At 69.8% G+C, this 22611-nt stretch carries 21 protein-coding genes and 2 pseudogenes; 11 read left to right on the plus strand and 12 right to left on the minus strand.

Annotated elements, in window-relative coordinates:
• The first annotated feature begins 96 nt into the window (after positions 1–96).
• From ACFPZJ_RS07645 to ACFPZJ_RS07675, 7 genes are all read left to right on the plus strand, one after another.
• Entirely contained in the window at positions 97–3147 is a 3051-nt protein-coding gene (locus ACFPZJ_RS07645) for a phage tail tape measure protein (protein WP_381018892.1), read from the plus strand.
• A complete protein-coding gene (locus ACFPZJ_RS07650; RefSeq protein ID WP_381018894.1) occupies positions 3147–6932 on the plus strand; it encodes a hypothetical protein in 3786 nt (1261 codons plus the stop codon). The genes ACFPZJ_RS07645 and ACFPZJ_RS07650 overlap by 1 nt, the downstream gene beginning before the upstream one ends.
• A 12-nt stretch (positions 6933–6944) precedes the next feature.
• Positions 6945–7484 (plus strand): hypothetical protein, encoded by a 540-nt coding sequence (locus ACFPZJ_RS07655; protein WP_381018895.1) that lies wholly within the window; start codon positions 6945–6947, stop codon positions 7482–7484.
• A gap of 64 nt (positions 7485–7548) precedes the next feature.
• The gene (locus ACFPZJ_RS07660) at positions 7549–8415 is read left to right on the plus strand and encodes a peptidoglycan recognition protein family protein (protein WP_381018896.1); all 867 of its coding nucleotides are present in this window, start codon (positions 7549–7551) and stop codon (positions 8413–8415) included.
• Positions 8412–8765, plus strand: coding sequence for a hypothetical protein (locus ACFPZJ_RS07665; RefSeq protein ID WP_381018898.1), 354 nt, complete (start codon positions 8412–8414; stop codon positions 8763–8765). Before ACFPZJ_RS07660 ends, ACFPZJ_RS07665 begins: the two co-directional genes overlap by 4 nt.
• Before the next feature lie 16 nt (positions 8766–8781).
• A complete protein-coding gene (locus ACFPZJ_RS07670) occupies positions 8782–9153 on the plus strand; it encodes a hypothetical protein (protein ID WP_381018900.1) in 372 nt (123 codons plus the stop codon).
• A 31-nt stretch (positions 9154–9184) separates the two neighbouring features.
• A complete protein-coding gene (locus ACFPZJ_RS07675) occupies positions 9185–9451 on the plus strand; it encodes a hypothetical protein (protein ID WP_381018901.1) in 267 nt (88 codons plus the stop codon).
• A gap of 1223 nt (positions 9452–10674) precedes the next feature.
• On the opposite strand, the gene ACFPZJ_RS07680 is transcribed toward ACFPZJ_RS07675, so the two are convergent.
• Together ACFPZJ_RS07680 and ACFPZJ_RS07685 are read right to left on the minus strand one after the other, a co-directional pair.
• A complete protein-coding gene (locus ACFPZJ_RS07680) occupies positions 10675–11532 on the minus strand; it encodes a helix-turn-helix domain-containing protein (RefSeq protein ID WP_381018903.1) in 858 nt (285 codons plus the stop codon).
• An 11-nt stretch (positions 11533–11543) separates the two neighbouring features.
• Positions 11544–12281 carry a DUF6879 family protein gene (locus ACFPZJ_RS07685; protein WP_381018905.1) on the minus strand — a complete coding sequence of 246 codons (738 nt, stop codon included), beginning with the start codon at positions 12279–12281 and terminating at the stop codon, positions 11544–11546.
• A gap of 174 nt (positions 12282–12455) precedes the next feature.
• On the opposite strand from ACFPZJ_RS07685, the gene ACFPZJ_RS07690 reads away from it, so the two are divergent.
• Together ACFPZJ_RS07690 and ACFPZJ_RS07695 are read left to right on the plus strand one after the other, a co-directional pair.
• Positions 12456–12665 carry a hypothetical protein gene (locus tag ACFPZJ_RS07690; RefSeq protein ID WP_381018907.1) on the plus strand — a complete coding sequence of 70 codons (210 nt, stop codon included), beginning with the start codon at positions 12456–12458 and terminating at the stop codon, positions 12663–12665.
• On the plus strand, positions 12662–12901 hold the full coding sequence (locus ACFPZJ_RS07695) for a hypothetical protein (protein ID WP_381018909.1): 240 nt from the start codon (positions 12662–12664) through the stop codon (positions 12899–12901). Before ACFPZJ_RS07690 ends, ACFPZJ_RS07695 begins: the two co-directional genes overlap by 4 nt.
• A 549-nt stretch (positions 12902–13450) precedes the next feature.
• Here ACFPZJ_RS07695 and ACFPZJ_RS07700 read toward each other — a convergent pair.
• The gene (locus ACFPZJ_RS07700; protein ID WP_381018910.1) at positions 13451–13729 is read right to left on the minus strand and encodes a helix-turn-helix domain-containing protein; all 279 of its coding nucleotides are present in this window, start codon (positions 13727–13729) and stop codon (positions 13451–13453) included.
• Between the two features lie 216 nt (positions 13730–13945).
• On the opposite strand from ACFPZJ_RS07700, the gene ACFPZJ_RS07705 reads away from it, so the two are divergent.
• A complete protein-coding gene (locus ACFPZJ_RS07705; protein WP_381018912.1) occupies positions 13946–14158 on the plus strand; it encodes a hypothetical protein in 213 nt (70 codons plus the stop codon).
• 5 nt (positions 14159–14163) lie between these two features.
• Here ACFPZJ_RS07705 and ACFPZJ_RS07710 read toward each other — a convergent pair whose 3' ends face one another.
• From ACFPZJ_RS07710 to ACFPZJ_RS07750, 9 genes and pseudogenes are all read right to left on the minus strand, one after another.
• Entirely contained in the window at positions 14164–15132 is a 969-nt protein-coding gene (locus ACFPZJ_RS07710) for an endo-1,4-beta-xylanase (protein ID WP_381018914.1), read from the minus strand.
• Positions 15133–15188: 56 nt separating this feature from the next.
• Entirely contained in the window at positions 15189–15953 is a 765-nt protein-coding gene (locus ACFPZJ_RS07715) for a carbohydrate ABC transporter permease (RefSeq protein WP_381019009.1), read from the minus strand.
• A 62-nt stretch (positions 15954–16015) separates the two neighbouring features.
• Positions 16016–17017 (minus strand): carbohydrate ABC transporter permease, encoded by a 1002-nt coding sequence (locus tag ACFPZJ_RS07720; RefSeq protein WP_381018916.1) that lies wholly within the window; start codon positions 17015–17017, stop codon positions 16016–16018.
• A 6-nt stretch (positions 17018–17023) separates the two neighbouring features.
• On the minus strand, positions 17024–18316 hold the full coding sequence (locus tag ACFPZJ_RS07725) for an extracellular solute-binding protein (protein WP_381018918.1): 1293 nt from the start codon (positions 18314–18316) through the stop codon (positions 17024–17026).
• A 229-nt stretch (positions 18317–18545) separates the two neighbouring features.
• Positions 18546–18884, minus strand: coding sequence for a beta-xylosidase family glycoside hydrolase (locus ACFPZJ_RS07730; RefSeq protein WP_381018920.1), 339 nt, complete (start codon positions 18882–18884; stop codon positions 18546–18548).
• A gap of 6 nt (positions 18885–18890) precedes the next feature.
• On the minus strand, positions 18891–19064 hold the full coding sequence (locus tag ACFPZJ_RS07735) for a beta-xylosidase family glycoside hydrolase (RefSeq protein ID WP_381019010.1): 174 nt from the start codon (positions 19062–19064) through the stop codon (positions 18891–18893).
• A gap of 23 nt (positions 19065–19087) precedes the next feature.
• Entirely contained in the window at positions 19088–19249 is a 162-nt protein-coding gene (locus tag ACFPZJ_RS07740) for a hypothetical protein (protein WP_381019014.1), read from the minus strand.
• A gap of 45 nt (positions 19250–19294) precedes the next feature.
• Positions 19295–19516: pseudogene (locus tag ACFPZJ_RS07745) on the minus strand (hypothetical protein); the annotation flags it as partial.
• Positions 19517–19697: 181 nt separating this feature from the next.
• Positions 19698–20057 (minus strand): annotated as a pseudogene (locus tag ACFPZJ_RS07750) (family 43 glycosylhydrolase); the annotation flags it as partial.
• A 445-nt stretch (positions 20058–20502) separates the two neighbouring features.
• On the opposite strand from ACFPZJ_RS07750, the gene ACFPZJ_RS07755 reads away from it, so the two are divergent.
• Positions 20503–22455, plus strand: a complete 1953-nt coding sequence (locus ACFPZJ_RS07755; protein ID WP_381018922.1) for an APC family permease — start codon at positions 20503–20505, stop codon at positions 22453–22455.
• The last annotated feature ends 156 nt before the right edge of the window (positions 22456–22611 follow it).

Genomic DNA, 22611 nt, shown 5'->3' on the forward strand with positions numbered 1-22611 from the left:
CATCCTCGGCCTGCTCAGCGCGGAGACGCGCCTGCACCGCCACTTCGCGCCACCTCCTGAGGACCCCCAGCACACCCCCCGCCGAAGGAGGTAGCCGTGGCGCTGACCGTCGGCGAACTCAACGCCGTGCTGAGCGTGGACGACCGCGCAGTAGACCCCGCCCTGCGCCGCGCCGAGAACGCCATGCGTACCTCCGGGCAGCGCATGGGCGATGAGGCCGAGCAGGCTGGGGAACAGGCAGGCGAGGACCTCGCAGACGGCCTCGTGCGAGGCGCAGATGGCCGCCTGCGGGACGCCCGCGGACGGTTCGCCTCAGCAGGCCGAGCAGCTGGTGAAGCTGTCGGAGAAGAACTCGCGGACAGCACCGCCGAGGGCGCCGACCAGGCCGTCGATCAGGCGGCAGGGCGCTTCGACCAGCTCAAGATGATGGCCGCCGGCGCCGGGATCGCCGCAGGCGCAGCACTCATGGCCGGCCTCCAGGAGGCGATCAACCAGGGGCAGATCACCAACGTCATGGGCGCCCAGCTCGGCGCCACGCCCGCCGAGGCGCAGCGCTACGGGAAGCTCGCGGGTGAGCTCTTCAAGCAGGCGATCGTGGCCGACTTCCAGGAGGGCGCCGACACGATCAAGGCCGTCATGAACGCTGGCCTGCTGCCGCCCGACGCCACCAACGCGCAGATCATGTCGATGTCCACCCGCATCGCCGACCTGGCGAAGGTGCTCGGCATGGACGTCGGGGAGGCCGCCAACGCGGCCGGCGTCATGGTCCGCAACGGCCTCGCCAAGAGCGGCAAAGAGGCCATCGACATGCTCGTCCAAGCCAGCAACCAGGGCGCCAACCGGTTCGGTGACCTCGGCCAGACCATCACCCAGTCCGCGAACAACCTGAGCCACTTCGGCCTGACCGGCAAGCAGGCCCTCGGGGTGATGGTGCAGGGCATCGAGGCCGGTGCCCCATCTGCCGAGCTGCTGTCGGGTGCCCTGGAAGAGATGGCCGCCAACGCGGCGGACGGCGCCGAGACGTTCGACGAGCTAGGCCTGAACGGCAAGCAGATGGCGAAGGACTTCGCCGAGGGCGGCCCGGCTGCGGGCAAGGCGCTGGACACGCTGATGGACCGGCTGCGGACGATGAAGGACGACGGCGCCCGATCCAAGGCGATGATCGAGCTGTTCGGCGAGGAAGCGCTGACGATGCAGGACGCGCTGCTGAAGGTCGATCCCTCATCGGCGGCGAAGAAGCTGGGCGACTTCGGGGGCGCAGCGGGTAAGGCCGGTGACACGCTGCGGGACAACGCCGGCGCGAAGGTGACCGCCTTCAAGAACAACCTGCAGCAGAACTTTGTGGAGTTCCTCGGCAACACCGTCATCCCCGGCGTGATGCGGTTCGTCAGCTTCCTGCAGAACCACTCGGGCGAGCTGAAGGCGTTCGCCGCCGTCATCACCGCGGTCGTGGTACCGGCGCTGCTGGTGCTGGGTGGGAAGGCCCTGTGGGCGGGGATGCAGATGGCCCGCGCCTGGGTGATGGCGCTCGGCCCGATCGGCTGGATCGGTCTGGCGATCGGCGCGCTCGTCGTGCTGGTGATCGCCTACTGGGACGAGATCAAGGCCGCGACGCTGACCGCCTGGAACTGGATCGTCGACAAGGTCCGGTGGGCGAAGGACGGCGTGCTCGCCGCGATCGAGTGGCTGGGCACGGTGCCGGGCAAGATCGCGGCATGGTTCGGCCAGGCGAAGGACTGGGCGATCGCCAAGCTCGTCGCGCTGTGGGAGTGGGCGAAGGGCCTGCCGGGCCGTATCGGTTCGGCGATCGCCGCTCTCCAGGGGATCCTGATGTCGTCCGCGTCCCGCGCCTTCCAGTCCTTCCGTGACGCGGCGGTGAAGAAGGCGCTGGACCTCGTGAAATGGGTGACCGGGCTGCCGGGCCGCATCTCATCAGGCATCGGCTCCCTGTCGACGCTGCTGGTCGAGAAGGGCGTCAACATCGTCCAGGGCCTGTGGTCCGGCATCAAGTCCATGGGCGGCTGGATCAGAAACCAGCTGATCGGCTGGGCCAAGGACATGATCCCCGGCCCGATCGCCAAGGCCTTGGGCATCGCGTCGCCCTCAAAGGTGACCAAGGCGCAGGGCCGTTGGATCGCCCGCGGTCTGATCGACGGTCTCACCGGCTCCTCGAAGCAGGTCCGCGCCGCGTCCGCCAAGTTGGCGGACATCGTCCGGGACAGCATGAAGCCCGGCAAGAAGCGGTCCAAGGCGCTCGGTGTGATCTCCTCCGGCACGAAGCAGCTGCTCAGGCTCGCGGGCCAGGAGGAGAAGCTCGCCGCGCGGCTGAAGTCGGCGACGAAGCGCCTCGCGGATCAGATCAAGGCCCGCGACAAGCTCGCCGCGGACGTGAAGAAGGGCGTACTGGAGGGCGCGAACATCACCCAGCAGGACACCGGCGGCTGGCCGCAGACCGCCGAGACGATCCTGGCCGGGCTCAAGCAGGACCGGGCCGCGGCCGAGCAGTTCGCGAAGAACCTCGCGACGCTGCGGAAGAAGGGCGTCCGCGCGGACCTGATCGCGCAGATCGCCCAGGCCGGTGTGGAGCAGGGCTCTTCGGCCGCCGCTGCTCTGGCGAACGCCAACGCCTCGCAGATCCAGCAGATCAACGCCGAACAGAAGGCGCTCGTCGGGGCTGCGGGCAACGCCGGAGCAGCCGCGGGCAACGCGATGTACGGGGCCGGGATCGCCGCCGGGCAGGGCCTCGTGCGCGGGTTGAAGATGCAGCAGAAGCTGATCGAGAAGCAGATGCTGAAGATCGCTCAGGGCATGTCGAAGGCGATCCGCAAGGCGCTGGGCATCAAGAGCCCGAGCCGTGTCATGGCCCAGGTGGGCGCGTACACGGCGGAGGGCCTGCGGCAGGGCATCGAGGGCGGCCGCAAGGCGGTCAACCGCAGCATGGCCAGCCTGGTGGAGACGCCGGCGCCCGGCTCCTGGGACATGGCTGGCCGGCGCGCCCGTGCGGCCGCGTCACAGCGTGTCGTGCTAGAACTGCGCTCGTCCGGTCGGGGCGAGGACAACTACCTGATCGAGCGGATGCGGCGCGGCATCCGGAAGAAGGGCGGCGGCGACGTCGGCCTCGTGCTGGCGGGACGGAGGTCTGGCTGATGGCGTTCCCGGAGGACCCGCTCGGCACCCTGGTTGAGTTCCAGATCGGGGGCGTGTGGACCAACGTCACGCCGCACGCGCAGCTGCGAGACATCATCACCCACACGCGCGGGCGTACGGGCGAGGGGCAGGCAGTCGACCCGGCCTCCTGCTCCCTCACCCTGAAGAGCCCGAACGGCCTGTACTCCGGGCGCAACCCGAGGAGCCCCTACTTCGGGAAGCTGAACAACAACACGCCCATGCGGGTCAGCCTCCACACCGGGGACCGCTACCTGTGGCTGCCGGACACCGCGGGCAACGGCGCCTCCACACCCGATCACGCCAGCCTCGACGTCACCGGCGACCTCGACGTCAGGGTGGACGCCACTCTCACGCCCTGGTTCGGGTACAGCAACCTGCGGGAGCTGGCCGCCAAGTACGGGGTGACCGGCAACCAGCGCTCCTGGGCGCTGTTCGTGTTCACCGACGGACGCCTCACCTGGCGGTGGACAGCCGACGGATCGACCATCCTGCAGAACAGCTCGACCGCGCCGATCATCGTGCCCGCCTCGGGGCGCCTCGCTGTACGGGTCACCCTCGACGTGGACAACGGGGCAGGCGGGCACACGATCACCTTCTACACGGCACCCACGATCGCCGGGCCGTGGACGCAGCTGGGCGCACCCATCGTCAACTCCGGGACCACATCTGTCTTCTCCTCGACCGCCCCCGTCGTCGTCGGCGACGTCCCCGAGCTCGGCTTCGAGCGGCCCTCCGGCCGGGTCCACGCCTTCGAGATGCGCTCCGGCATCAACGGCACCATCGTCGCCAACCCCGTGTTTTCGCTGCCTGCGGCGGGCGCCACCTCATTCGTGGACGCCGCGGGCCGCACGTGGACGCCCACGGGCGGCGCGGAGATCACCAACCGGCAGATCCGGTTCGCTGGCGAGTACTCCGACTGGCCACCGAAGTGGTCCCGGGGCGGGCATCTGATCACCGTCGAGGGCGAAGCCTCAGGCATCCTGCGCCGCCTCAACCAGGGCGACAAGCCGCTGCAGTCGACACTGCGGCGCCGTATCCCGTCCGACTCCACGCTGATCGCGTACTGGCCGATGGAGGACGGGCAGGAGGCCACGTCGGCTGCGAGCGCCCTGCCCGGCATCCGGCCGATGACGGTCAAGAACTTCGAGTTCGCCGCCAACGACAGGTTGGGCGGCTCGGCACCGCTGCCCGAGGTCCAGCCGGGCGGGAGTTTCTCGGCGGTCGTGCCGCCGCCGGCGTCCGGGACGGGCCCGTGGCAGGTGGAACTCGTCAACTACATCCCGGTGGCGCCGACCGCGAACACCGTCCTGTACGAGATCCAGGCCTCCGGGACGGGGAACTTGTACCGGGTGCGGGTGGCCACCAACCTGGTGGAGCTGCAGGTGCTGGACCGGGAGGGCACGCAGCTGCTGCTGACCTCCTCCACGCCTGGGACGGACCCCAACTTCTTCGGCAGCTGGAACCGGGTGCGCGTGTTCGCCCGGCAGGAAGGCGCGAACGTCCGCGTCGACATGGGCTGGCTCAACACGGGCTACCCGACCGGCTACTTCCACACGGGCACCTTCCCGGGCACGGTGGGCGTCGTCACCAACATCCGCTCTTCCTTCGGGGTCGGGCTGGAGGGCATGAGCTTCGGGCACCTGGCGGTGTTCCAGGCCACCGACACGAAGATCTTCCAGAACGCGGACTCCGGCTACGACGGGGAGACCGCCGGGGCGCGGCTGCTCCGTATCGGCGTAGAGGAGGGTGTCCCGGTCACCGTCACGGGCAGCGTCGCCGGGCAGGCGCGGATGGGCCCGCAGCGGCCTGGGAAGCTGCTGGAGCAGCTGGAGCAATGCGCGGACGCGGACGGCGGCATCCTCGTCGAGGACCGGGAACGGCTGGGGCTGCGATACAGGAGCCGCGAGTCCCAGTACAACCAGGCACCGACGCTGACGCTGTCGTACCGGGCTCTGGGCGAGCTGGATCCGATCGACGACGACTCCAACGTGCGCAACGACCGCACCGTGGAGCGGGCCGGCGGCTCGTCCGGCCGGGCCGTCCTGGAGCAGGGCGCGCTGTCGGTGCAGCCGCCCCCGAACGGTGTGGGCCGGTATGACGACTCGGTCACGTTGAACCTGTACAGCGATGACCAGACCGAGCCGATGGCGTACTGGCTGCTGCACCTCGGCACCGTTGACGAGGCCCGCTACCCGGTGATCTCGGTCCGGCTGCACAAGGCGCCGGAACTGATCCCCACCGTCCTGAACATGGTCGAGGGCGACCTGATCCGCATCACCGATCTGCCGGAGTGGCTGCCGCCCGGTCCGGTGGACCTGATCGTGCAGGGGTACACCGAGCGCATCGGCGTCCGCACGTGGGAGATCGACTTCGTGTGCGCGCCCGGTTCCCCGTGGCGGGTCGGGGTTGTTGACGACCCGGTGCTCGGCCGCGTGGACACCGACGGCAGCCAGCTGGCCGCCGCAGTCGACGCCACCAGCACCGCGCTGACCGTGCGGGCCGTCGACGGGCCCGTGTGGGTCACCGCTCTGCCGGCACTCACCGCCAACCCCTACCTCGAGACCGACCTGGCGGGCTGGGTCGGCAACGGCGGCACCATCGAGCGCGTGCCCGCACCGACCCCGAAGCCGTTCGAAGGGGCGTGGGCGCTGAAGCTGATCCCGGACGGGGTGGCTCAGTTCCCCAACGCAGGCAGCTCGGCGGTGCCGGTCGTAGTCGGCCAGCAGTACGTGATCTCCGGCTGGCTCCGCTGCGCCACCACCCGGACGGTCAACCTCAACCTGAACTGGTTCCAGACCGGCGGCGCCTATCTGTCGACCAGCGCCAACGGCCTCACCGTCACGGCCGACACGTGGACGTGGTTCGAACTGACCGCGACTGCCCCGGCCGGAGCGCTCACCGCGAACGCCTCACCGACCGTGCCCAACTTCCCGCCCAGCTCCGACGTTCTGTGGGCCCACGGGGTGACGATCCGCCCGGCCGGAGGCAAGCCCGCCGAGTTCCCCTTCGACGCCCAAGTCGGCGGGGAGGTGGTCACGGTCGACGCCATCGCGGACTCGGTCCGGGACGCGTTCGCCAGGACCGTGGCCGCTGGCAGCTGGGGCCAGGCCGACTCGGGGCAGGCCTGGACCGTGGCGCCGGCCGCGGACCACAGCGTCGGGGGCGGGTACGGGGTGGCGGCCCAGCCGTCGACGGGGATCGCGCACCTTGCTCTGGTGCCGGCGCCGAGTGCGGATGTGGATCTGTACGCCGACGTCGCGACGTCGGCCGTGGCGACTGGGGCGTCCCTTTTCACCGGGCCCGTCGCGCGGGCAGCGGACAACAACAACCTCTACCAGGCGCGGGTGGACTTCACGACCGCTGCCGGGGTCGTCCTGACTGTGCGCAAGAGGGTGAGCGGCACGGAGACGCAGCTCGGCACGTTCACGAGCACGCTGACGCACACGGCCACGACGTTCTACCGCGTGCGGTTGCAGGTGATCGGGAGCACGCTCCGGGCGAAGATCTGGGATGCCGCCGGGCGGGAGCCGGACCTGTGGCAGATCGAGGTGACTGACCCATCGCTCACGGCGGCGGCGTCCGTCGGGGTGCGGTCGTTCCGGAACACCGGCAACACCAACGCCGGGCTGGAGATGCGCTTCGACAACTTCCGCATCGTCAACCCGCAGACCTTCACGGTCCGCCGAAGCCGCAACGGCGTCGTCAAGGCGCAGACCACGGGCACGGACATCCGGCTCGCCACTCCCACGATCGTCGCCCTGTAGAGGAGGAGCAACGTGCCGTACGAGCCGTGGCAGCCGGGACTGCGCATCACCGCGAACCGGATGCTGTCGATCTCGCCGACGTGGACGGACTGGGTACCGACGTGGACCACGTCGACAGGCGTGAACACCCCTTCGTTCGGGAACGCAACGCTCGCCTGCCGCTACGCGGTCTCCGCGACTACCTGCTTCGGCATGTTCGACGTCATCTTCGGCTCCACCACCAACTTCGGCGGCGGGGGATCCGGCGACAACTGGAGGTTCTCTCTGCCTCTGGCCGCAGCGTCAGCAGTCAGCGTGATCGGCTTCTGCGAGCTGAACAAGTCCACCAACAAGCGGCACCAGGCGCGGATGCGACTGACCACCACCACGGCGTTCGAGCTGGAGCTGGACACCGGAGCCCCAGACGGCCTGGACACCACCGCCGACGGGGCCACCGGCGGCGGCAAAGGCCTCATCGACGCGGTCTCGCCCTGGTCGAGCGGCGTGGCGGGCACAACGTGGGCCTCTGGCTACTCCATTCGCGGGACGTTCCAGTACGAGATCGCGAACTGACCCACTCACCCCCCGTAGCCCCGTGCCGCCTGGCCGGGGCTTTCTTCATGCCTTGGAGGCCCCTGTGTCCTGGTACCCAGACGCGGTCCGGCTGGAGCTCCAGCCGGAGGCCCGCGAGCAGCCCAAGATCAGACCCACTCAGCTGATCTTCCACTCCATCGTCGCGCCGTGGGACGAGCACCGCCTGTACGCCTACTGGCAGAACTCGACGTCGCTGGAGTCGCACTTCGGTGTGGACTTCGACGGGTCGCTCGGCCAGTACCTGCCGACCACCACCCGCGCGGACGCCAACTACAGGGCGAACCGCAGGCCGGACGGCACCGGCGCCATCAGCGCCGAGACAGCGTCCAACACCAAGGCCTCGGACCCTTGGACCGACGAGCAGCTGGAGGCGCTCACCGACCTCGGCGTCTGGGCCCACCACACCCACCCCGTCCCGCTGAGGGCCTGCCGCACCTGGGACGACCCTGGCTTCGGTATCCACCGCATGTTCCGCGAGTGGTCGCCCTCGGGCACCGAGTGCCCCGGCGACAAGCGCGCCCAGCAGTTCCACGCCGAGCTGCTGCCAGCCATCATCGCCCGGGCCGGGAAACCGGCGACGCCGCCGCCCCCGTCCACCCCGGCCAAGCCGCCGACGGTGAGCCTGGCCCACGTCCAGGCCGCGCAGCGCCGTGACCCGGGCCTGCCGCAGGGCGGCACCACCTACCGGGCCGAGGGCCTGATCGTGGAGACCGCGCTGTACAAGGAGGGACTGCTGGCGAAGCGCTGGGTGGACGGCTCCCTCGGCTCCAAGACGCGGCCGGCCGTGTCCGAGTGGCAGGAGCGGTGCGGCTACCGCGGCCGCCGACCGGGCGAGCCCGCGGACGGGATCTTCGGCAGGGACTCCCTGACCCGCCTCGGGCAGAAGCACGGGTTCCGGGTGGTGGCGTGATCCTCAACCTCACGCCCCACCCGATCCGCCTGTACAACGACGACCGGCCCGACGGCATCGACGACCTGGAGCCCGGGCTGCGCCTCGTCATCGAGCCCGAGCCCAAGCCAGCCCGGCTCGGCGTGATGCCGCTCAGCACGGAATACCGCGACGGCATCCCTGTCGAGCTCGTCCAGTACGGGCACGCCCTCGGCCTGCCCCGACGGGCGGAGGGCGTGTCGTACGTGGTCTCGCTGCCCGTCGCCCTCGCCCTGGCCCCGCGCCGCAGCGACCTGCTCGTCCCTTACCGCGAGGTGCGCAACGCCTCCGGGACCGTCATCGGCTGCCGCCAGCTGGCGCAGCCCGTCTAAGAATCGAGATCTCCCCATGCGCATCTTCGGCCGCGAACCGGTGACCATCCTGGCGTTCATCGCCGTCACCCTGAAGCTCGCCTCCGCCTACGGCCTCGACGTCTCCGCCGAACTGCAGGCCGCCATCATGGTGTTCCTGTCCTGCGTCGTAGCCGTCGCCGAGGCGTTCATCCTCAAGGCCGGCGCCGCGTTCGCCGCCCTCGTCAACCTCGGCCACGCAGCCATCGCCCTGTACCTCGCCTTCGGCCTGCACATGAGCGCCGAACAGCAAGCCCAGTGGATGCTCGCCATCGAAGGCCTCGTCGCGCTCTTCATCGTCCGTCCCCAGGTCACCGCCCCGATCCCGGCGCTGCGAATCGAGCAGTCCAGCCTCGTCAAGGCAGCCTGACTCTGCCCGGTGAACGCGCCTTGGAGGTGGTATGGACGCCGCCATGGTCACGGCTCTCGCAGCACTGATCGCGGGACCGCTGACCGCGGCGGCCGCCATGTACGGAACTCGCGGCGCGAATCGGGCAGCCCGGGAGGGCAACGCGGTGACAGGCCTCAGCACTCTCACGAACGAGCTCCAGGAGGAGCGCAAGGAGCTGCGGACCGAACTGGCCGCAGTGCGCGCCGAGCTCGCCGCCGAGCGAGCGGAAAACGCCCGGCTGCGGCAGCTGGTGCAAAGTCTCGGAGGGCAGCCGTGAAGCGGACGGAGACGGCCCTGTACCGGGCGCGCCATGTGCTGTGGACGATCGCCGTTGTGCTCTTCCTCGGCGGCGCCGCTGCGGTGGGATGGCTCCTCGTCGACCGTGACCGGCTCGCCGAGCAGCTCGCGCACGAGGCGGACCTTCGCGGCGAGGCTGTGTCCACGCTTGCCGGGGACGTGCGCGCGCTGCGGGCGCAGGTCGAGTCCGAGGGCGCTACGCCTGTGGTGCCGGATCCGTCGCGGGCTGTTGAGGATCTGCCGGAGCGAGCGGAAGTGCCGGTCCCGATCCCAGGACCGAAGGGTGACCCCGGAGACCCAGGCGCGCCGGGCCGGGATGGCTCGCCGGGCGCCGACGGGCAGCCGGGGGAAGACGGGGCACCGGGCACCCCGGGGCGGGACGGAGAGCCCGGCGAGGACGGCGCCCCGGGAGCGGACGGCGCGCAGGGTCCGGCCGGGCCGGAGGGACCACAAGGGCCCCAGGGACCGCCCGGCGAGCGAGGCCCGCAAGGCGAGCAGGGCCCACGTGGAGAGCAGGGGCCGCCCGGACCGGACTGCCCCGACGGGTACAGCCTCCAAGCCCCGTCGTGGGATCCCGACGCCTTGGTCTGCAGACGGACCGGTGCCCCTGACCCTGAGCCCTCCCCGTCTGGCTCGGGCCTGCTCGCGGCAGCGCTGGATCCGTACCGCCGCCAGTACCCGTGACCCATCTGGGCGTACTCCGCTGGCGTAGCCCTGACGGGCCGGCCAGGCTGGGTGCGCGGGGCTCACCGGCTCACGTCGCCAAGGCCGACAAGCCCCTTGTGCCGCCGCTGCCTAGCACACCCAGCGGCGGCACCTTTCCGCCCTACAACACAGCCCCCTGCACGGCCCTACGCGGGCTGTGCAGGGGGCGTTTGTGGTTAGAGAAGCGGGACGTCGAGGAGACCGCCCCCCAGGTCGATCCCGATCGCGTGCGCAGGGAGGGTGCCTAGAGCGAGGAAGCCTACGGTGAAGGCAATGGCAGTCAGCAGAGTGCGTGCGTTTTTCATGTTGGCATTGAACGGTCCGGTCCCTATGGACCGTCTGCCGACACACGGGAGTAGGCCGGTTGGCCCAGCACTGTTCGCCGTCACAGACGCGTCGCTGGCCGCTCCAGACGTTCGGTGCCTGCGCTATTCCTTCGCTGAAGCGGTGGGCCCCCTCTCGCCTTCGGGCGGGAGGGGGCCTTTCGCTATGCCCAGCTCAGCGGGGGTTTATCGTCCGCCGGACCCGGCTGATGATGTTCTGCGCGTCCGCCCCGTACACCGCCGACTCGCTTAGCGTGCCCCACACCCGCATGTACGTCGCGATCGAGTCGGCGTCGTCGAGCCACAGCTCCGCATGCCAGTCCTCGATCACCACGCGCCGCTCGTCGTAGATCCAGAACCCGTTGCCCGCATAGATCTTGAGCGACGCGGAGAACGGGACGACGCCAAGTTCCAGCGTGTCCAGCCCGATGAGGCCTACGAGACGGTCGAGCTGCGCGGCGAGGACGGACGGAGGGCACACGAGGGCGTGCAGTGCCCCCTCCCAGATCATGATCCGGTACTTCCGACCCGGCTCGGACAGGCCCTGCTGACGGAGGATGCGGGCGCGTACCGCTTCCTCGGTGTCCCGCGGGGACTGCATGAGATTGGCGTGCCGGGTGATGACGTGTCGCGCATAGTCGGCCGTCTGCAGCATGCCTGGGATCAGGTTGTTCTCCCAGATCGTCAACACGCGCGTGCGGTCATGCTCCACCGTGATGGCGTCCTGCACGGGACGGTGCCCGGCGGCCAGCTGCCGCCGCCAGGACCTGATGTGCGACTCGAAACCGCGCAGCTGGGCCAGCAGTCCGTCGTACGCCTCGGGATGCCCCGTGGCGTCCGCCCACGCCCGGAGCTCTTCAGCAGCGGCAGTCTGCCGGCCGTTCTCCAGCTTGCTCACCTTCGACTTGGTCCAGCCCGCACCGAGCCGCTCGGCGAGTTGGGCGCCGGTGAGCCGACCATCTGGGCATGTGAGTCTGAGTTCCCTGAGACGTATCCCCAAGGCCTCGCGTGCCTGCTGATAGTCAGTGCTCACCGGACCTCACGTCATGTGCCGTCAATCTCGAACTGTGCGTACGGAACCGCATAGTGCCAGGCCGCGTCTCGGACCTGGCAGTAGCGGTTCACTGCGGCCGGCTCGGTGATGAGTTCGGCGCCGGTCAGGTTGTCGTCCTCGTCGAAGGTAAGCCGGGCCACGAGCCGGGAGTCGAAGATCCAGAAATCCTCGTCGGGCAGGTGCAGCTTCTCGGCCTCGGCGCGGGAGAGGTTGCGGATGTCTTCGCCCACGGCGCAGTTCCGCGCGGCGTTGCTGCGCAGGTACAGCTGGCCAGGGGTAGCGGGGCTGTCCACCAACCGCACGCGCTCGAACCGTTTGCCCTGCGCGGTCTGAGCCCGGACGTTGCGGCACCAGTCGTCGTCGTAGTCCCAGTCGATGGGGCGCCCGGCGTCGAACTGCTTCCACTCTTCGGTCTCTTCGTCGCTGGCGTAGCGGCGCCTCGTCTCCAGCCGCCACGCCGTGTGGTGGAAGGTTTCGAAGAGGCGGCCGAACTCGTCTTCGGCATTGATGAGCCGCGGCGTCTCGTCACGCGGCCCGAAGTCTACGAGCGTGTTACGTGGGATCACGACGGCCACCTCACCGTCGTCGAGGTACTGGAGCTGGGCCAGGTCTGCAGGGTCCGTGAGCGGGGGCCCATGCACGATGACCTCACCCGAGTCGAGATCCTCGTGAACGCCGGGGCAGCCCCCGCCGCCCGAGCCGGTGCCGTTGAACCGGAGCCTGCGCATGGTCGTCCCTTCGGTCGGATACGGGGTGCGGCACCAGCTTCCCCTGGGCCAACATCGCGAACACTCGGTTCGGCTGCCCTACATGGGAAACTTCGCGCAACTTCCCGAGGCAGTCAAGAAACTTCGTGAAACCCAGACTGCGGTGAGCAACCTTCCGCTCATACCGTCCTGTTCATGGCCACACCACCTTCGATGCAAGACGCCGACCCGTTCGCAGCGGTGGAGTCCCTCCGGGCCGCACTCGACCAGGCCGGGATCGTGCTGCCCTCCCTCAGCGTGGATGCGGCATCTCCCACCCTCGGGCTCGTGGACCTCGGGCGCGTCCGCGCAGACGTGGCCATGCGCCTCGCCAACGCCCTCCGCCGAGAGGACACCACGACATGAGCACCACGGCCGTGACCACCGACCCGCCGCTCCGCCCCATCCAGGCCGCACTCGGCCAACTCGGGAAGCACTGCGCGTCCTGCCCCACCTGCATGACCATGACCGAGACCGGCGAGAACGCCAACCTCCCGTGCTCGACTGCAGACCAGCTGTACGAGGCATGGTTGCAGGCACGGCGCAGCACCCCCTTGTTCGCCACCAGCGGGTCCGCACGCACGGCAAAGCTTCGGGCATGACCGCGACCGCGCCGCCCGGGGCCCTGCTGCCGCTGCCCCGCATCCAGCTGCTGACCGAGCGGCAGATGCAGGGCGTGGTCTGCGTGTGGTGCGGCGCCCCCCTCACTCCTGAGACCGCGCGCGACCTCGGCGCACGGTCCCGACCCGGGGGCACGCAGTGGTTCCCCAGAGGCTGCAAGCGGTGCGTACGGGCAGCAGCCCTGCGCTTCCTGGCCATGCACACTGCGAACTGCGCCAGCTGCGCTCCCGGCCGGCCAGGCTGCAGTGTCCGCACCGCCCTACGAGGCCTCGCGAAGGAGGGATGGAGGTGACGCGCGAACGATGCGGCGCCGAGATCCAGGGCGACCCGGACACGTACATTCCCGCCTCGGCGTCGGGCGCGGCCTCCACAATCCGTATGTGCAAGGGCGGGTGCCGACCGTCGCCGCACCAGAGCACTCAGGAGCGGCCCGTCGTGCTCGCGCCTGTGTCAGACCCCCGTTCCCGGCAGCGTCGCCGACCGCGCCGGTCGCGGGAGACGTGACCGCCTGCACGCCCCCGTACTGGCGGTCACTGGCCCGCCGCCGGGTCACTTCCCCCCGGCGCCGGCGGCGGGCTCCCTTCCAACTGGCCGAGCGACACACCGAGGACCCTGGCGATACGCAGGAGTGTGGACAGCTGTATCTCCTCGCCGGCCTCGGCGCGCTGGAGCGTGTAGCGGCTGATGCGAGCGGCGAGGTACAGCCGTTCCTGGGTGAGGTTCTGGTCGATGCGCAGTTGCCGTACACGGTTGCCGATGGCCCGGCGCTGGTCGCGAAGCCAGGAGTCGTCGTCGGGCAGGTCATGCACCCGCCCAACGCTGTAATGATCAAGGTGGAAAGTCTGCCCAACAGGTTAGGCTTTTTTAGATCAAGGGCCAGCGTCGAACGCAAGTTGTGTTCATATAAAACGCCCGTTCGAGTGGCGTGATCATTCCCCTATTGCCCGCACGGCATCCGCAGGCCAACGATGGCTGAACCCCCCACGGACACCATTCCCCCACAACCGCTCACCAGGTGGCACCACATGACCGACGAGCAGTCCCGCACACCCGTGGGGCCCCTCACCGGCCTCCAGCGGGCACGCATCGACTTCGCCCGCCGCGACCTCGACTACGCCCGCTCCGAGGACCTTACCCAGCTCCCACCTGCCAGCCTGATCCTCTTGATCGAGCGCCTCCGCACTCGCCTGGACGACGCGCTCGCCGTGATCGACGAACTGACAGACAACCCCAACTGACGTCCTTAGCCAACCTTGTGGTCCCAGACCGTGATGCCGACGCACCGGCGTACCGCCAGGCACGCCTCGGTCAGCTCCCGGTACCACTCGGCCTGCCGGGCCAGCTTCTCCTCGGTCGCGGGCAGCTGCATCCGCACGTCGACCTCGGTGAGGGAGGTATCCAGCCCCAGGCGGGAGAAGCGGCGCAAGTTGTCCTCCAGTGTGTCCGGGTAGCCGTACTGGAGGGCGAGATGGGCTTGCATGCCGATGCCGTGCAGGGGCACGCCCTTCGCCTTCAGCTCCTTGGCGAGCCGGTGGTAGGCGTCGGACTTCGGGCCGATCGCCTCGATGTTGTAGTCGTTGAGGTAGAGCTTGGCGCGCGGGTCGGCCTGGTGTGCCCAGCGCAGCGCGTCGGCGATGTAACCGGGGCCCAGCGTCCTGTAGAAGATCGTCTCCCGGTAGGTGCCGTCCTCGTTGAAGGCCTCGTTGACGACGTCCCAGGCGAACACCTTGCCCCGGTAGTGCCGTACCTCGGTCTGGATGTGCTTCTTCAGCACGGCCCTGAGTTCGGCCGGCGTCCAGTCGCGCGAGGTCAGCCAGCCGGGCAGCTGGCTGTGCCAGACGAGGGTGTGACCGCGCACCTTCTGGCGGTTGGCCCGGGCCAGGTTCACGATCTCGTCGCCCTGGGAGAAGTCGAACACGCCCTGCTGGGGCTCGGTGGCGTACCACTTCATGCCGTTGCCGGGGGTGATCTGGTCGAACTCACGGCTGAGGATGGCCTTGTAGGGCTCGTCGGTGAGTTCGGGGTTGTCGGTGGCGCTGCCGAAGTAGCGGCCATGGCGCTGGGCGAGGTCGGCGAGGGTGGGCTGGTCGTGCTGCGCCTGTGCGGGCGGGTCCTGCCGGGCGTGTGCGGCCGGGCCGGTGACGACACCGGCCGCGACCAGGACGGTGGCGAGGGCCCCGGCGAGTCTGAGGCGGGTGCGGGCCTTGGGCATGGTGCGACTCCTCACAGTCGGGTGCGGGGTGTGAGCCGTACGTCCGCGGGCGCGGGTCATCCCTTCGTGGCGCCGGCGGTGAGGCCGCCGACGAGCTGACGCTCGGCGACCGAGTAGAAGGCCAGGGCCGGAACCATGGCCAGCACGAGATAGGCGAAGACCCGGGCGGTGTCCGCGGAGTACTGGCCCTGGAACTGCTGGACGCCGATGGGGATGGTCCACCACGTGTCCTCGGTGAACACCAGCAGCGGAAGGAAGAAGTTGTTCCAGCTGGTGACCACCGCGAGGACCGAGACCGTGCCGAGCGCGGGCCGGGCCATGGGCAGCAGCACCCGCCAGAAGAAACCGATCGGTCCGCAGCCGTCGAGGGTGGCCGCCTCCTCCAGCTCGCCGGGGATCTCCCGGAAGAAGCCGCGCAGGATGATGATGGTCATCGGCAGTCCGAAGGCGGCCTGCGGCAGGATCACGCCCAGCGGGTTGTCCAGCAGGCCCATCGAGCGCAGCAGCAGGAACAGGGGCAGGGCGGCCACCGCGAAGGGGAACATCAGCCCCATGGTGAAGAGGGTGAACAGCACCTCGCGCCCGCGGAAGGCGAACCGGGCGAAGGAGAAGGCGGCGAGCGCGGACACCGCGACCACGAGGACGGTCGTCGCCACCGCGATGAGCGTGCTGTTGCCGACCAGCCGCCAGAAGTCGCCCGAGCCGAGGACGCCGGTGTAGTTGGACAGCACCCAGGGGTCGGGCAGGCCGACGGTGTTGCGGGAGAGCTGGTCGGTGGACTTGAAGCCGGACAGCACGGCGTACAGCAGCGGTACGGCCATCACGGCGCCGACGGCGACGAGGACGGCGTGCAGGGGCAGGGTCCTCCTGCGGCACGTGGGCTTCACTTGCCGTCTCCCCTCATCGTCGTGGTGGCTCCCTGGAGGTCGCGGCGCAGCACGAACCGCTGGTAGGCGAGAGCGAAGACGAGGCTGATGCCGAACATGGCCACGCTGATCGCGCTGGCGTAGCCGACCTGGTAGCGCTTGAAGCCGTACTGGAACATGGTCACGGCCATGGTCTCGGAGTGGTGGTCGGGCCCGCCCTGGGTGACCACCCACACCAGGTCGAACAGTTGGATGGAGCCGATGACGGACAGGAAGACGCTGATGCGCAGGGTGGGCGCGAGCAGCGGCAGGGTCACGCTGCGGAAGCGCTGCCAGGGGCCGGCGCCGTCGATGAGCGCGGCTTCCGTCAACTCCCTCGGGATGGACTGGAGTCCGGCGAGGTACAGCATCATGTGGAAGCCGAAATACTTCCAGGTCATGACCAGGAAGAGGGTCGCCATGACCGTGGAGGGGGCGGCGAACCACTCCCCGCCGACCCCGTCCAGCCCGACGCTGCCCAGGATCTGGTCGGCGAGGCCGTCGTCGGGAGCGAAGATCATGCTGAACAGCACGCCGGTGATGGCCTCGGACAGCACGTACGGCGCGAAGAACACCATCCGGTACACGGCCCGGCCGCGCAGCCTCTGGTTGAGCAGGACGGCCATGGCGAGCGCGAACGGCAGCTGGACGGCGAGGGAGAGGACGACCAGGACGAGGCAGCGCCACAAGTCGCCGAGGAACACCGGGTCCTGGAACAGCCGGGTGAAGTTGTCGGCGCCGATGTAGTCGGAAGGCATGCCGAAGCCGCCCCAACGGAAGAACGCGGCGTACAGGGCGAACAGGATCGGCAGCAGCACCAGGACGCCGAACAGCACCAGGGCGGGCAGTTGGAAGCCGACCGCGGTCAGCCAGTGCAGTGTGCGCCGGCGCCGACGCCCCCGGGCCCGCTCGGCGGAGGACGGGGGCGGCAGGCCGACGTCGGGGCCGGTCCGCTTGTCCGGCAGGAACGTGGAGGTCATCGCCGGCTACTGCTCTTCCTTCGCGGTCTTGGTGATCGACTCGGTGACCTGCTCGGGTGACTTCGACCCGGCTATGAGCGCGGCGACGCTGTCGTTGACCTCCTGGCCGACGGCGGGCGCGTACGCCTGGTCGAGGTAGAGCTGGAAGCCGGTGGCGGCCTTCAACTGGGTCTGTACCGCCTTGAGGTTGGGGTCGGCCAGGGCGCTCTCGGCGGCCGGCACGACCGGGATGACGCCCGTCTTGCTGACCAGTTCCCTGTCGGTGGTCTCCGAGGCGAAGAACTTCAGGAAGTCGACGGCCGCCTGCGGGGCGCCCCGGCGCAGGGCGTGCCCGCCGCCTCCGCCGAACACCTCGGTGATGGCCCCCTTGCCGCCGTCGACCGCGGGGAAGGGGAAGAAGCCGAGGTTCTCGCCCAGGCCCTTGCCCGCGTCCGCCTGCACCACCGGCGCCCACTGGCCCATGAGTTCCATCGCCGCCTTCCCGTTGCCGACGGTGGCGGCCTGGCCGGTGGGCGTGGAGTAGGCGGCACCGAGGAAGCCCTTCTGGAACGGCCGGCGGCCGACGAGCTCCTTCAGGTGCTGTCCGGCTTCGACGAAGGCGGCGTCCGTGAAGTCCTTGGCGTCGTACGCCTTCCGCAGCGCCTCGGCGCCGGCGGTACGCATCGCGAGGTAGGCCCAGTAGTACATGCCGGGCCACTTCTCCTTGCCGGCCAGCGCGACCGGGGCGACGCCGGCGGACTTGAGCTTGTCCACGGCGTCGAGGAAGCCCCACCAGGTGGTCGGGGGCGCGCTGATGCCGGCCTTCTTGAAGAGCGCCTTGTTGTACCAGAAGCCGATCATGCCGATGTCGAACGGGATGCCGTACACCTGGCCGTCGAAGAGGTAGGGCTGCTTGGCGACCGGCAGCAGTCCGTCGGCGAAGTCCTTGGTCCGGTCCGTGAGGTCCTCGACGAGTCCGGCGTCGATCTGCTGCCTGAGCACGCCGCCGCCCCAGGTGTGGAAGATGTCGGGCAGCTTCCCGGAGGCGGTCAGCGCGGTCATCTTCGACTTGTAGGCGTCGTTCTCCAGTTGGACGATCTTTATCTTGACCTTGGGGTTACGTGCCTCGAACTTCCTTGCCAGGCCCGCCCATACGCCCCTGGTCGGCTCGGTGGTGGAGATGTTCCACCACTCGATGGTGGTCGTCCCTGACGACCCTCCGTCCGAGTCCCCGCCGCAACCGCTCAGTGCGGTCATGCCCAGACCGGCAGCGGCGGAGGCCGCCAGGAAGCCGCGGCGGGACAGTGCCGGGTCGCCCATCATGCGCTCCTTGGGTTACGGGACGGCGCGTTCACACCGTCCGTGTCTCGAAACTTTCGAAGGAGATCCAGAAAGCTGCGTTGATGCCGCACCCTAGAGACAGCCGACAAACGGTGGCAACCCCCTGTACGCGGTGAATCTCCCGGCAACTCGCACCGCGTTGAGGACAGCTGACGCCCCGCCACCCGGACCGACACTTTCCGTCGCTTTCCGGAAAGGCACCGGAGAGTCACCGGGATGCGGACCCGTCTCCGGGGACGTACTCGAACCAGTCGAACGCCGCGGTGCCCTCGGTGACGTACATCCCGACCACCCGGCCGGTGAAGCCGCCCGCCACCTGGGTGGACAGGTAGCGGCCGCCGAGTTCGGCCAGGGGCGTGCCGTCGTCGAGGGAGAAGACGGGGGTGTCGGGACCGCCGGACCTGAGGCCGGGGGCCTGCTCACCGGGGGCGGACGCGGTGGGCGGTACGACGGACGCCATGCGGATGCGCACGGCGGGCGTGACCGGGCCCGGCAGCACCGGACGGCGGGCGAGGACCTGCCGGACCGGGCCGATCCGGGCGATCACACGCGCCTAGCCCGCGGCGATCTCCAGGTCGTAGTGGTGGGCCTCGTCCAAGCGCACGGACAGTCCGGCGCGCGCCGTGCCGGGCTCCAGGCGGGCCGCGGCCCGGCAGTCGGGATGCTGCTGACGGCGCCCGACGAAGGTGTGGCCCGGCCGGTCCAGACTGTTGCCGGTCGCGGTCAACGTCAGCCACCCGGGCCGGTCGGTCAGGGACCAGGAGCCTTCGGCCGGCGGCGCGGGGAGATCCAGTGCGGCGCGAGTTCCGGCGCGTCGAAGTCGTCCCGCGCCGGCTCGGGTTCGACGGGATGCCAGGCCGCCGGCGCGGGGTGCCGTTCGAGCACCGGACCGACCCGCGGCCATCCGTCCACCCACTCCACCGGCGTCAGAAGGTCTCTCGGCCCAGCACGTGGAAGCCCGGGAAGAAGCCGCGGGGGCGGGTGCCGAGCAGCAGCATCCACCAGGTGCCGCCGGCCGCCCGGAGCAGGTCGGCGTGCACCGGTGCACTGGATCGGCAGGTCGGTGCTGCGGTGGGAGAGGATCGGGTTGGCCGGGGCCGGTTCGAAGGGGCCCCGGGGGGATCGGGCCCGCGATACTGACACGCTGTGACCGTGGGCCGTGCCGCCCTCCGCCGGCATCAGGTACCACCAGTCGCCGACGCGGTACAGGTGCGGGGCCTCGGGTGCCGCATCCCCGTCCCGGACCACACCGGAAGGGGCCCTCCAGCACCTTGCCGGTGGCCGGGCCGACGCGCGCCACGCGCACTCCGGAGACGGCACACCAGCAGGAGCCGTCCTCGTCCCAGGCGAGGTCGGGGTCGATCCCGGGCACGTCGATCCACACCGGATCGGACCAGGGCCCCTCGGGCCGGTCGCTGGTGACGAGGAAGTTGCCGCCACCGCGTACGCTGGGGGTGATCATGTGGCAGAGGCCGTCGTGGTACCGCAGCGTGGGGGCGTAGATCCCGGCGGAGGCCGGCGGTTCGTCGGGGAACGGCAGGTGCTCCGGCCGGTCGAGGACGTTGCCGATCTGCCGCCAGTGCACCAAGGCCCGGCTTGGAAGAGGGGGGCCGTGGACGTACTCGAAGCTGGAGCACACGAGGCAGTAGTCGTCCCCGACCCGGCAGACACTGGGGTCCGGATGGAAGCCCCCGAGCACGGGGGTGTCGTACGTCCGCATGGACGTCGGTCCCTTCGAGCGTCGCGTAGTCAGTCGTGACGAGGCGAGTCGAAACTTTCGGATGAAACGGCGAACGTTACGTGGCCGCACCTGTAAATGCCCCTCGGCAGCGAACAAGACGGCGTCCCCGCGCCGCGGTCGGCCCGGTACCGCACCGGCACCGACCGCTGATGTGACACACGGTGTCCGGTGTCGGTCTGACGGCCGGGCTCGCGGCCCATCCGGTCCGGACCGCCCCGCACCCACCCGTCGCCTGCGGCTTTACGTGCGGATGGTGCGGCCTTGAGGCTAGCCGACCCTGGCGCTCCAGTCTTAACGCAAGTTTGACGCGCTCCGGACCCCTCAGCCGTGGGCCTGTGCGTCACTCTCTGCTTACGCTGGTCCCCGCCGTCCGCGCGAGGGGCGAGCACCCGACGCCGAGCCGCACCGCAGGAGCGCACGCCCCATGGCCATCACCGAACAACCGCCCGGTCGCCTGCGGAACTGGATGCTGGAGGGCCTGTCGGACATGGGCAAGGCGGGCCGCCCCACTGGACCGCACGCCGAACCCGAACCCCCGCACCAGGGCCAGCGGTGGTACCGGGTGATGTGCCTGACCGGCGTCGACTACTTCTCCACCCTGGGCTACCAGCCCGGCATCGCCGCCCTGGCGGCCGGACTGCTCTCCCCGGTGGCCACCGTCGTGCTGGTGCTCGTCACCCTGGCCGGGGCCCTGCCCGTCTACCGCCGGGTGGCCGAGGAAAGCCCCCGCGGCGAGGGCTCCATCGCCATGCTGGAACGGCTGCTGTCCTTCTGGCAGGGCAAGCTGTTCGTCCTGACCCTGCTGGGTTTCGCCGCCACCGACTTCCTGATCACCATCACCCTGTCGGCCGCCGACGCCTCGACCCACCTGGTGGAGAACCCGCACCTCAACGGGCTTCTGCACGACCAGCAGATGCTCATCACCCTGCTGCTCGTCGCCCTCCTCGGCGCGGTGTTCCTCAAGGGTTTCCTGGAGGCCATCGGCGTGGCGGTGGTGCTTGTGGGCCTCTACCTCGCGCTCAACACCGTCGTCGTCATCGTCGGCCTGTGGCACGTGGCGACCGCCGGCCATGTCGTCACCGACTGGACCGACGCCCTCACCACGCAGCACGGCAACGTACTGGCCATGGTGGGCGTCGCCCTGCTGGTCTTCCCCAAACTCGCGCTCGGTCTGTCCGGCTTCGAGACCGGCGTCGCCGTCATGCCGCACGTCAGGGGCGACCTCAGCGACACCGACGAGAACCCGGCGGGTCGCATCCGGGACACCAAGAAACTGCTCACGGCCGCCGCGCTGATCATGAGCGGCTTCCTGATCACCACCAGCTTCATCACCACCCTGCTCATCCCGGAGAAAGAGTTCCAGGACGGCGGCCAGGCCAACGGCCGGGCCCTGGCCTATCTGGCGCACGACTACCTGGGCAACACCTTCGGCACGATCTACGACATCTCGACCATCGCCATCCTCTGGTTCGCGGGCGCCTCCGCCATGGCCGGGCTGCTCAACCTGATGCCGCGCTACCTGCCCCGCTACGGCATGGCCCCGCACTGGGCCCGCGCCGTACGCCCCATGGTCATCGTCTTCACCCTGATCGCCTTCCTGGTCACCTGGATCTTCGACGCCGACGTCGACGCGCAGGGCGGTGCCTACGCCACCGGTGTCCTGGTCCTGATCAGCTCCGCCGCGATCGCGGTGACCATCGCCGCCCGCAAGGCACGGCAGCGCGGCTGGGCCGTCACCTTCGCGGTCATCTCCGCGGTGTTCCTCTACACCACCGTCGCCAACGTCATCGAACGCCCGGACGGTGTGAAGATCGGCGCCTGCTTCATCGCCGGCATCATCCTGCTCTCATTGGTGTCCCGCCTGGCCCGGGCCTTCGAACTCCGCGTCACCAGCGTCAGCCTGGACCCGATGGCGGAGCGCTTCGTGCGGGACATGGCCGGCCGCACGATCCGCTTCATCGCCAACGAGCCCGACCGGCGGGACAAGGCCGAGTACCGCGACAAGATCGAGCAGATACGGCACGACAACGACGTCCCCCTCCACGAGGACTTCGTCTTCGCCGAGGTCACCGTCACCGACCCGTCGGAGTTCGAGGCCGGGCTGACGGTGCGCGGCGAGGTGCTGCACGGCCGCTACCGCGTCCTGACGCTGGAGTCCGCCTCCATCCCCAACGCCCTGGCCGCGCTCCTCCTCCACGTCCGCGACACCACAGGCCGCATTCCCCACGTCTACTTCGAGTGGACCGAGGGCGGCCCGTTCGCCAACTTCCTGCGCTTCCTCCTCTTCGGCCAGGGTGAGGTCGCCCCCGTCACCCGCGAGGTGCTGCGCGAGGCGGAACCCGACCGGCAGCGGCGCCCGCGTGTGCATGTGGGCTGAGGGGGAGGGAGCCGGTTGCCGGAATCGACGCCTGAGCACGCCCTGCCTTGACACCCGGCCCCTCACCCCTTGAGCACGCTGTCCCAGGACGCCCGCTCCTCACCGCCTGGGAGCACTCCGCCCGAACCGGCGGTCCTCGATTGCTGAGCACGCCCT

It is taken from the genome of Streptomyces bullii, assembly GCF_042657145.1.
GTDB lineage: Bacteria > Actinomycetota > Actinomycetes > Streptomycetales > Streptomycetaceae > Streptomyces > Streptomyces bullii.

Excerpts from the sequence above, each read along its gene's own strand:
- ACFPZJ_RS07650 (WP_381018894.1), top strand. The coding sequence starts at position 3,147 with ATGGCGTTCCCGGAGGACCCGCTCGGCACCCTGGTTGAGTTCCAGATC.
- ACFPZJ_RS07670 (WP_381018900.1), top strand. The coding sequence starts at position 8,782 with ATGCGCATCTTCGGCCGCGAACCGGTGACCATCCTGGCGTTCATCGCC.
- ACFPZJ_RS07675 (WP_381018901.1), top strand. The coding sequence starts at position 9,185 with ATGGACGCCGCCATGGTCACGGCTCTCGCAGCACTGATCGCGGGACCG.
- ACFPZJ_RS07685 (WP_381018905.1), bottom strand. The coding sequence starts at position 12,281 with ATGCGCAGGCTCCGGTTCAACGGCACCGGCTCGGGCGGCGGGGGCTGC.
- ACFPZJ_RS07690 (WP_381018907.1), top strand. The coding sequence starts at position 12,456 with ATGGCCACACCACCTTCGATGCAAGACGCCGACCCGTTCGCAGCGGTG.
- ACFPZJ_RS07695 (WP_381018909.1), top strand. The coding sequence starts at position 12,662 with ATGAGCACCACGGCCGTGACCACCGACCCGCCGCTCCGCCCCATCCAG.
- ACFPZJ_RS07705 (WP_381018912.1), top strand. The coding sequence starts at position 13,946 with ATGACCGACGAGCAGTCCCGCACACCCGTGGGGCCCCTCACCGGCCTC.
- ACFPZJ_RS07710 (WP_381018914.1), bottom strand. The coding sequence starts at position 15,132 with ATGCCCAAGGCCCGCACCCGCCTCAGACTCGCCGGGGCCCTCGCCACC.
- ACFPZJ_RS07715 (WP_381019009.1), bottom strand. The coding sequence starts at position 15,953 with ATGGCCGTACCGCTGCTGTACGCCGTGCTGTCCGGCTTCAAGTCCACC.
- ACFPZJ_RS07720 (WP_381018916.1), bottom strand. The coding sequence starts at position 17,017 with ATGACCTCCACGTTCCTGCCGGACAAGCGGACCGGCCCCGACGTCGGC.
- ACFPZJ_RS07725 (WP_381018918.1), bottom strand. The coding sequence starts at position 18,316 with ATGGGCGACCCGGCACTGTCCCGCCGCGGCTTCCTGGCGGCCTCCGCC.
- ACFPZJ_RS07755 (WP_381018922.1), top strand. The coding sequence starts at position 20,503 with ATGGCCATCACCGAACAACCGCCCGGTCGCCTGCGGAACTGGATGCTG.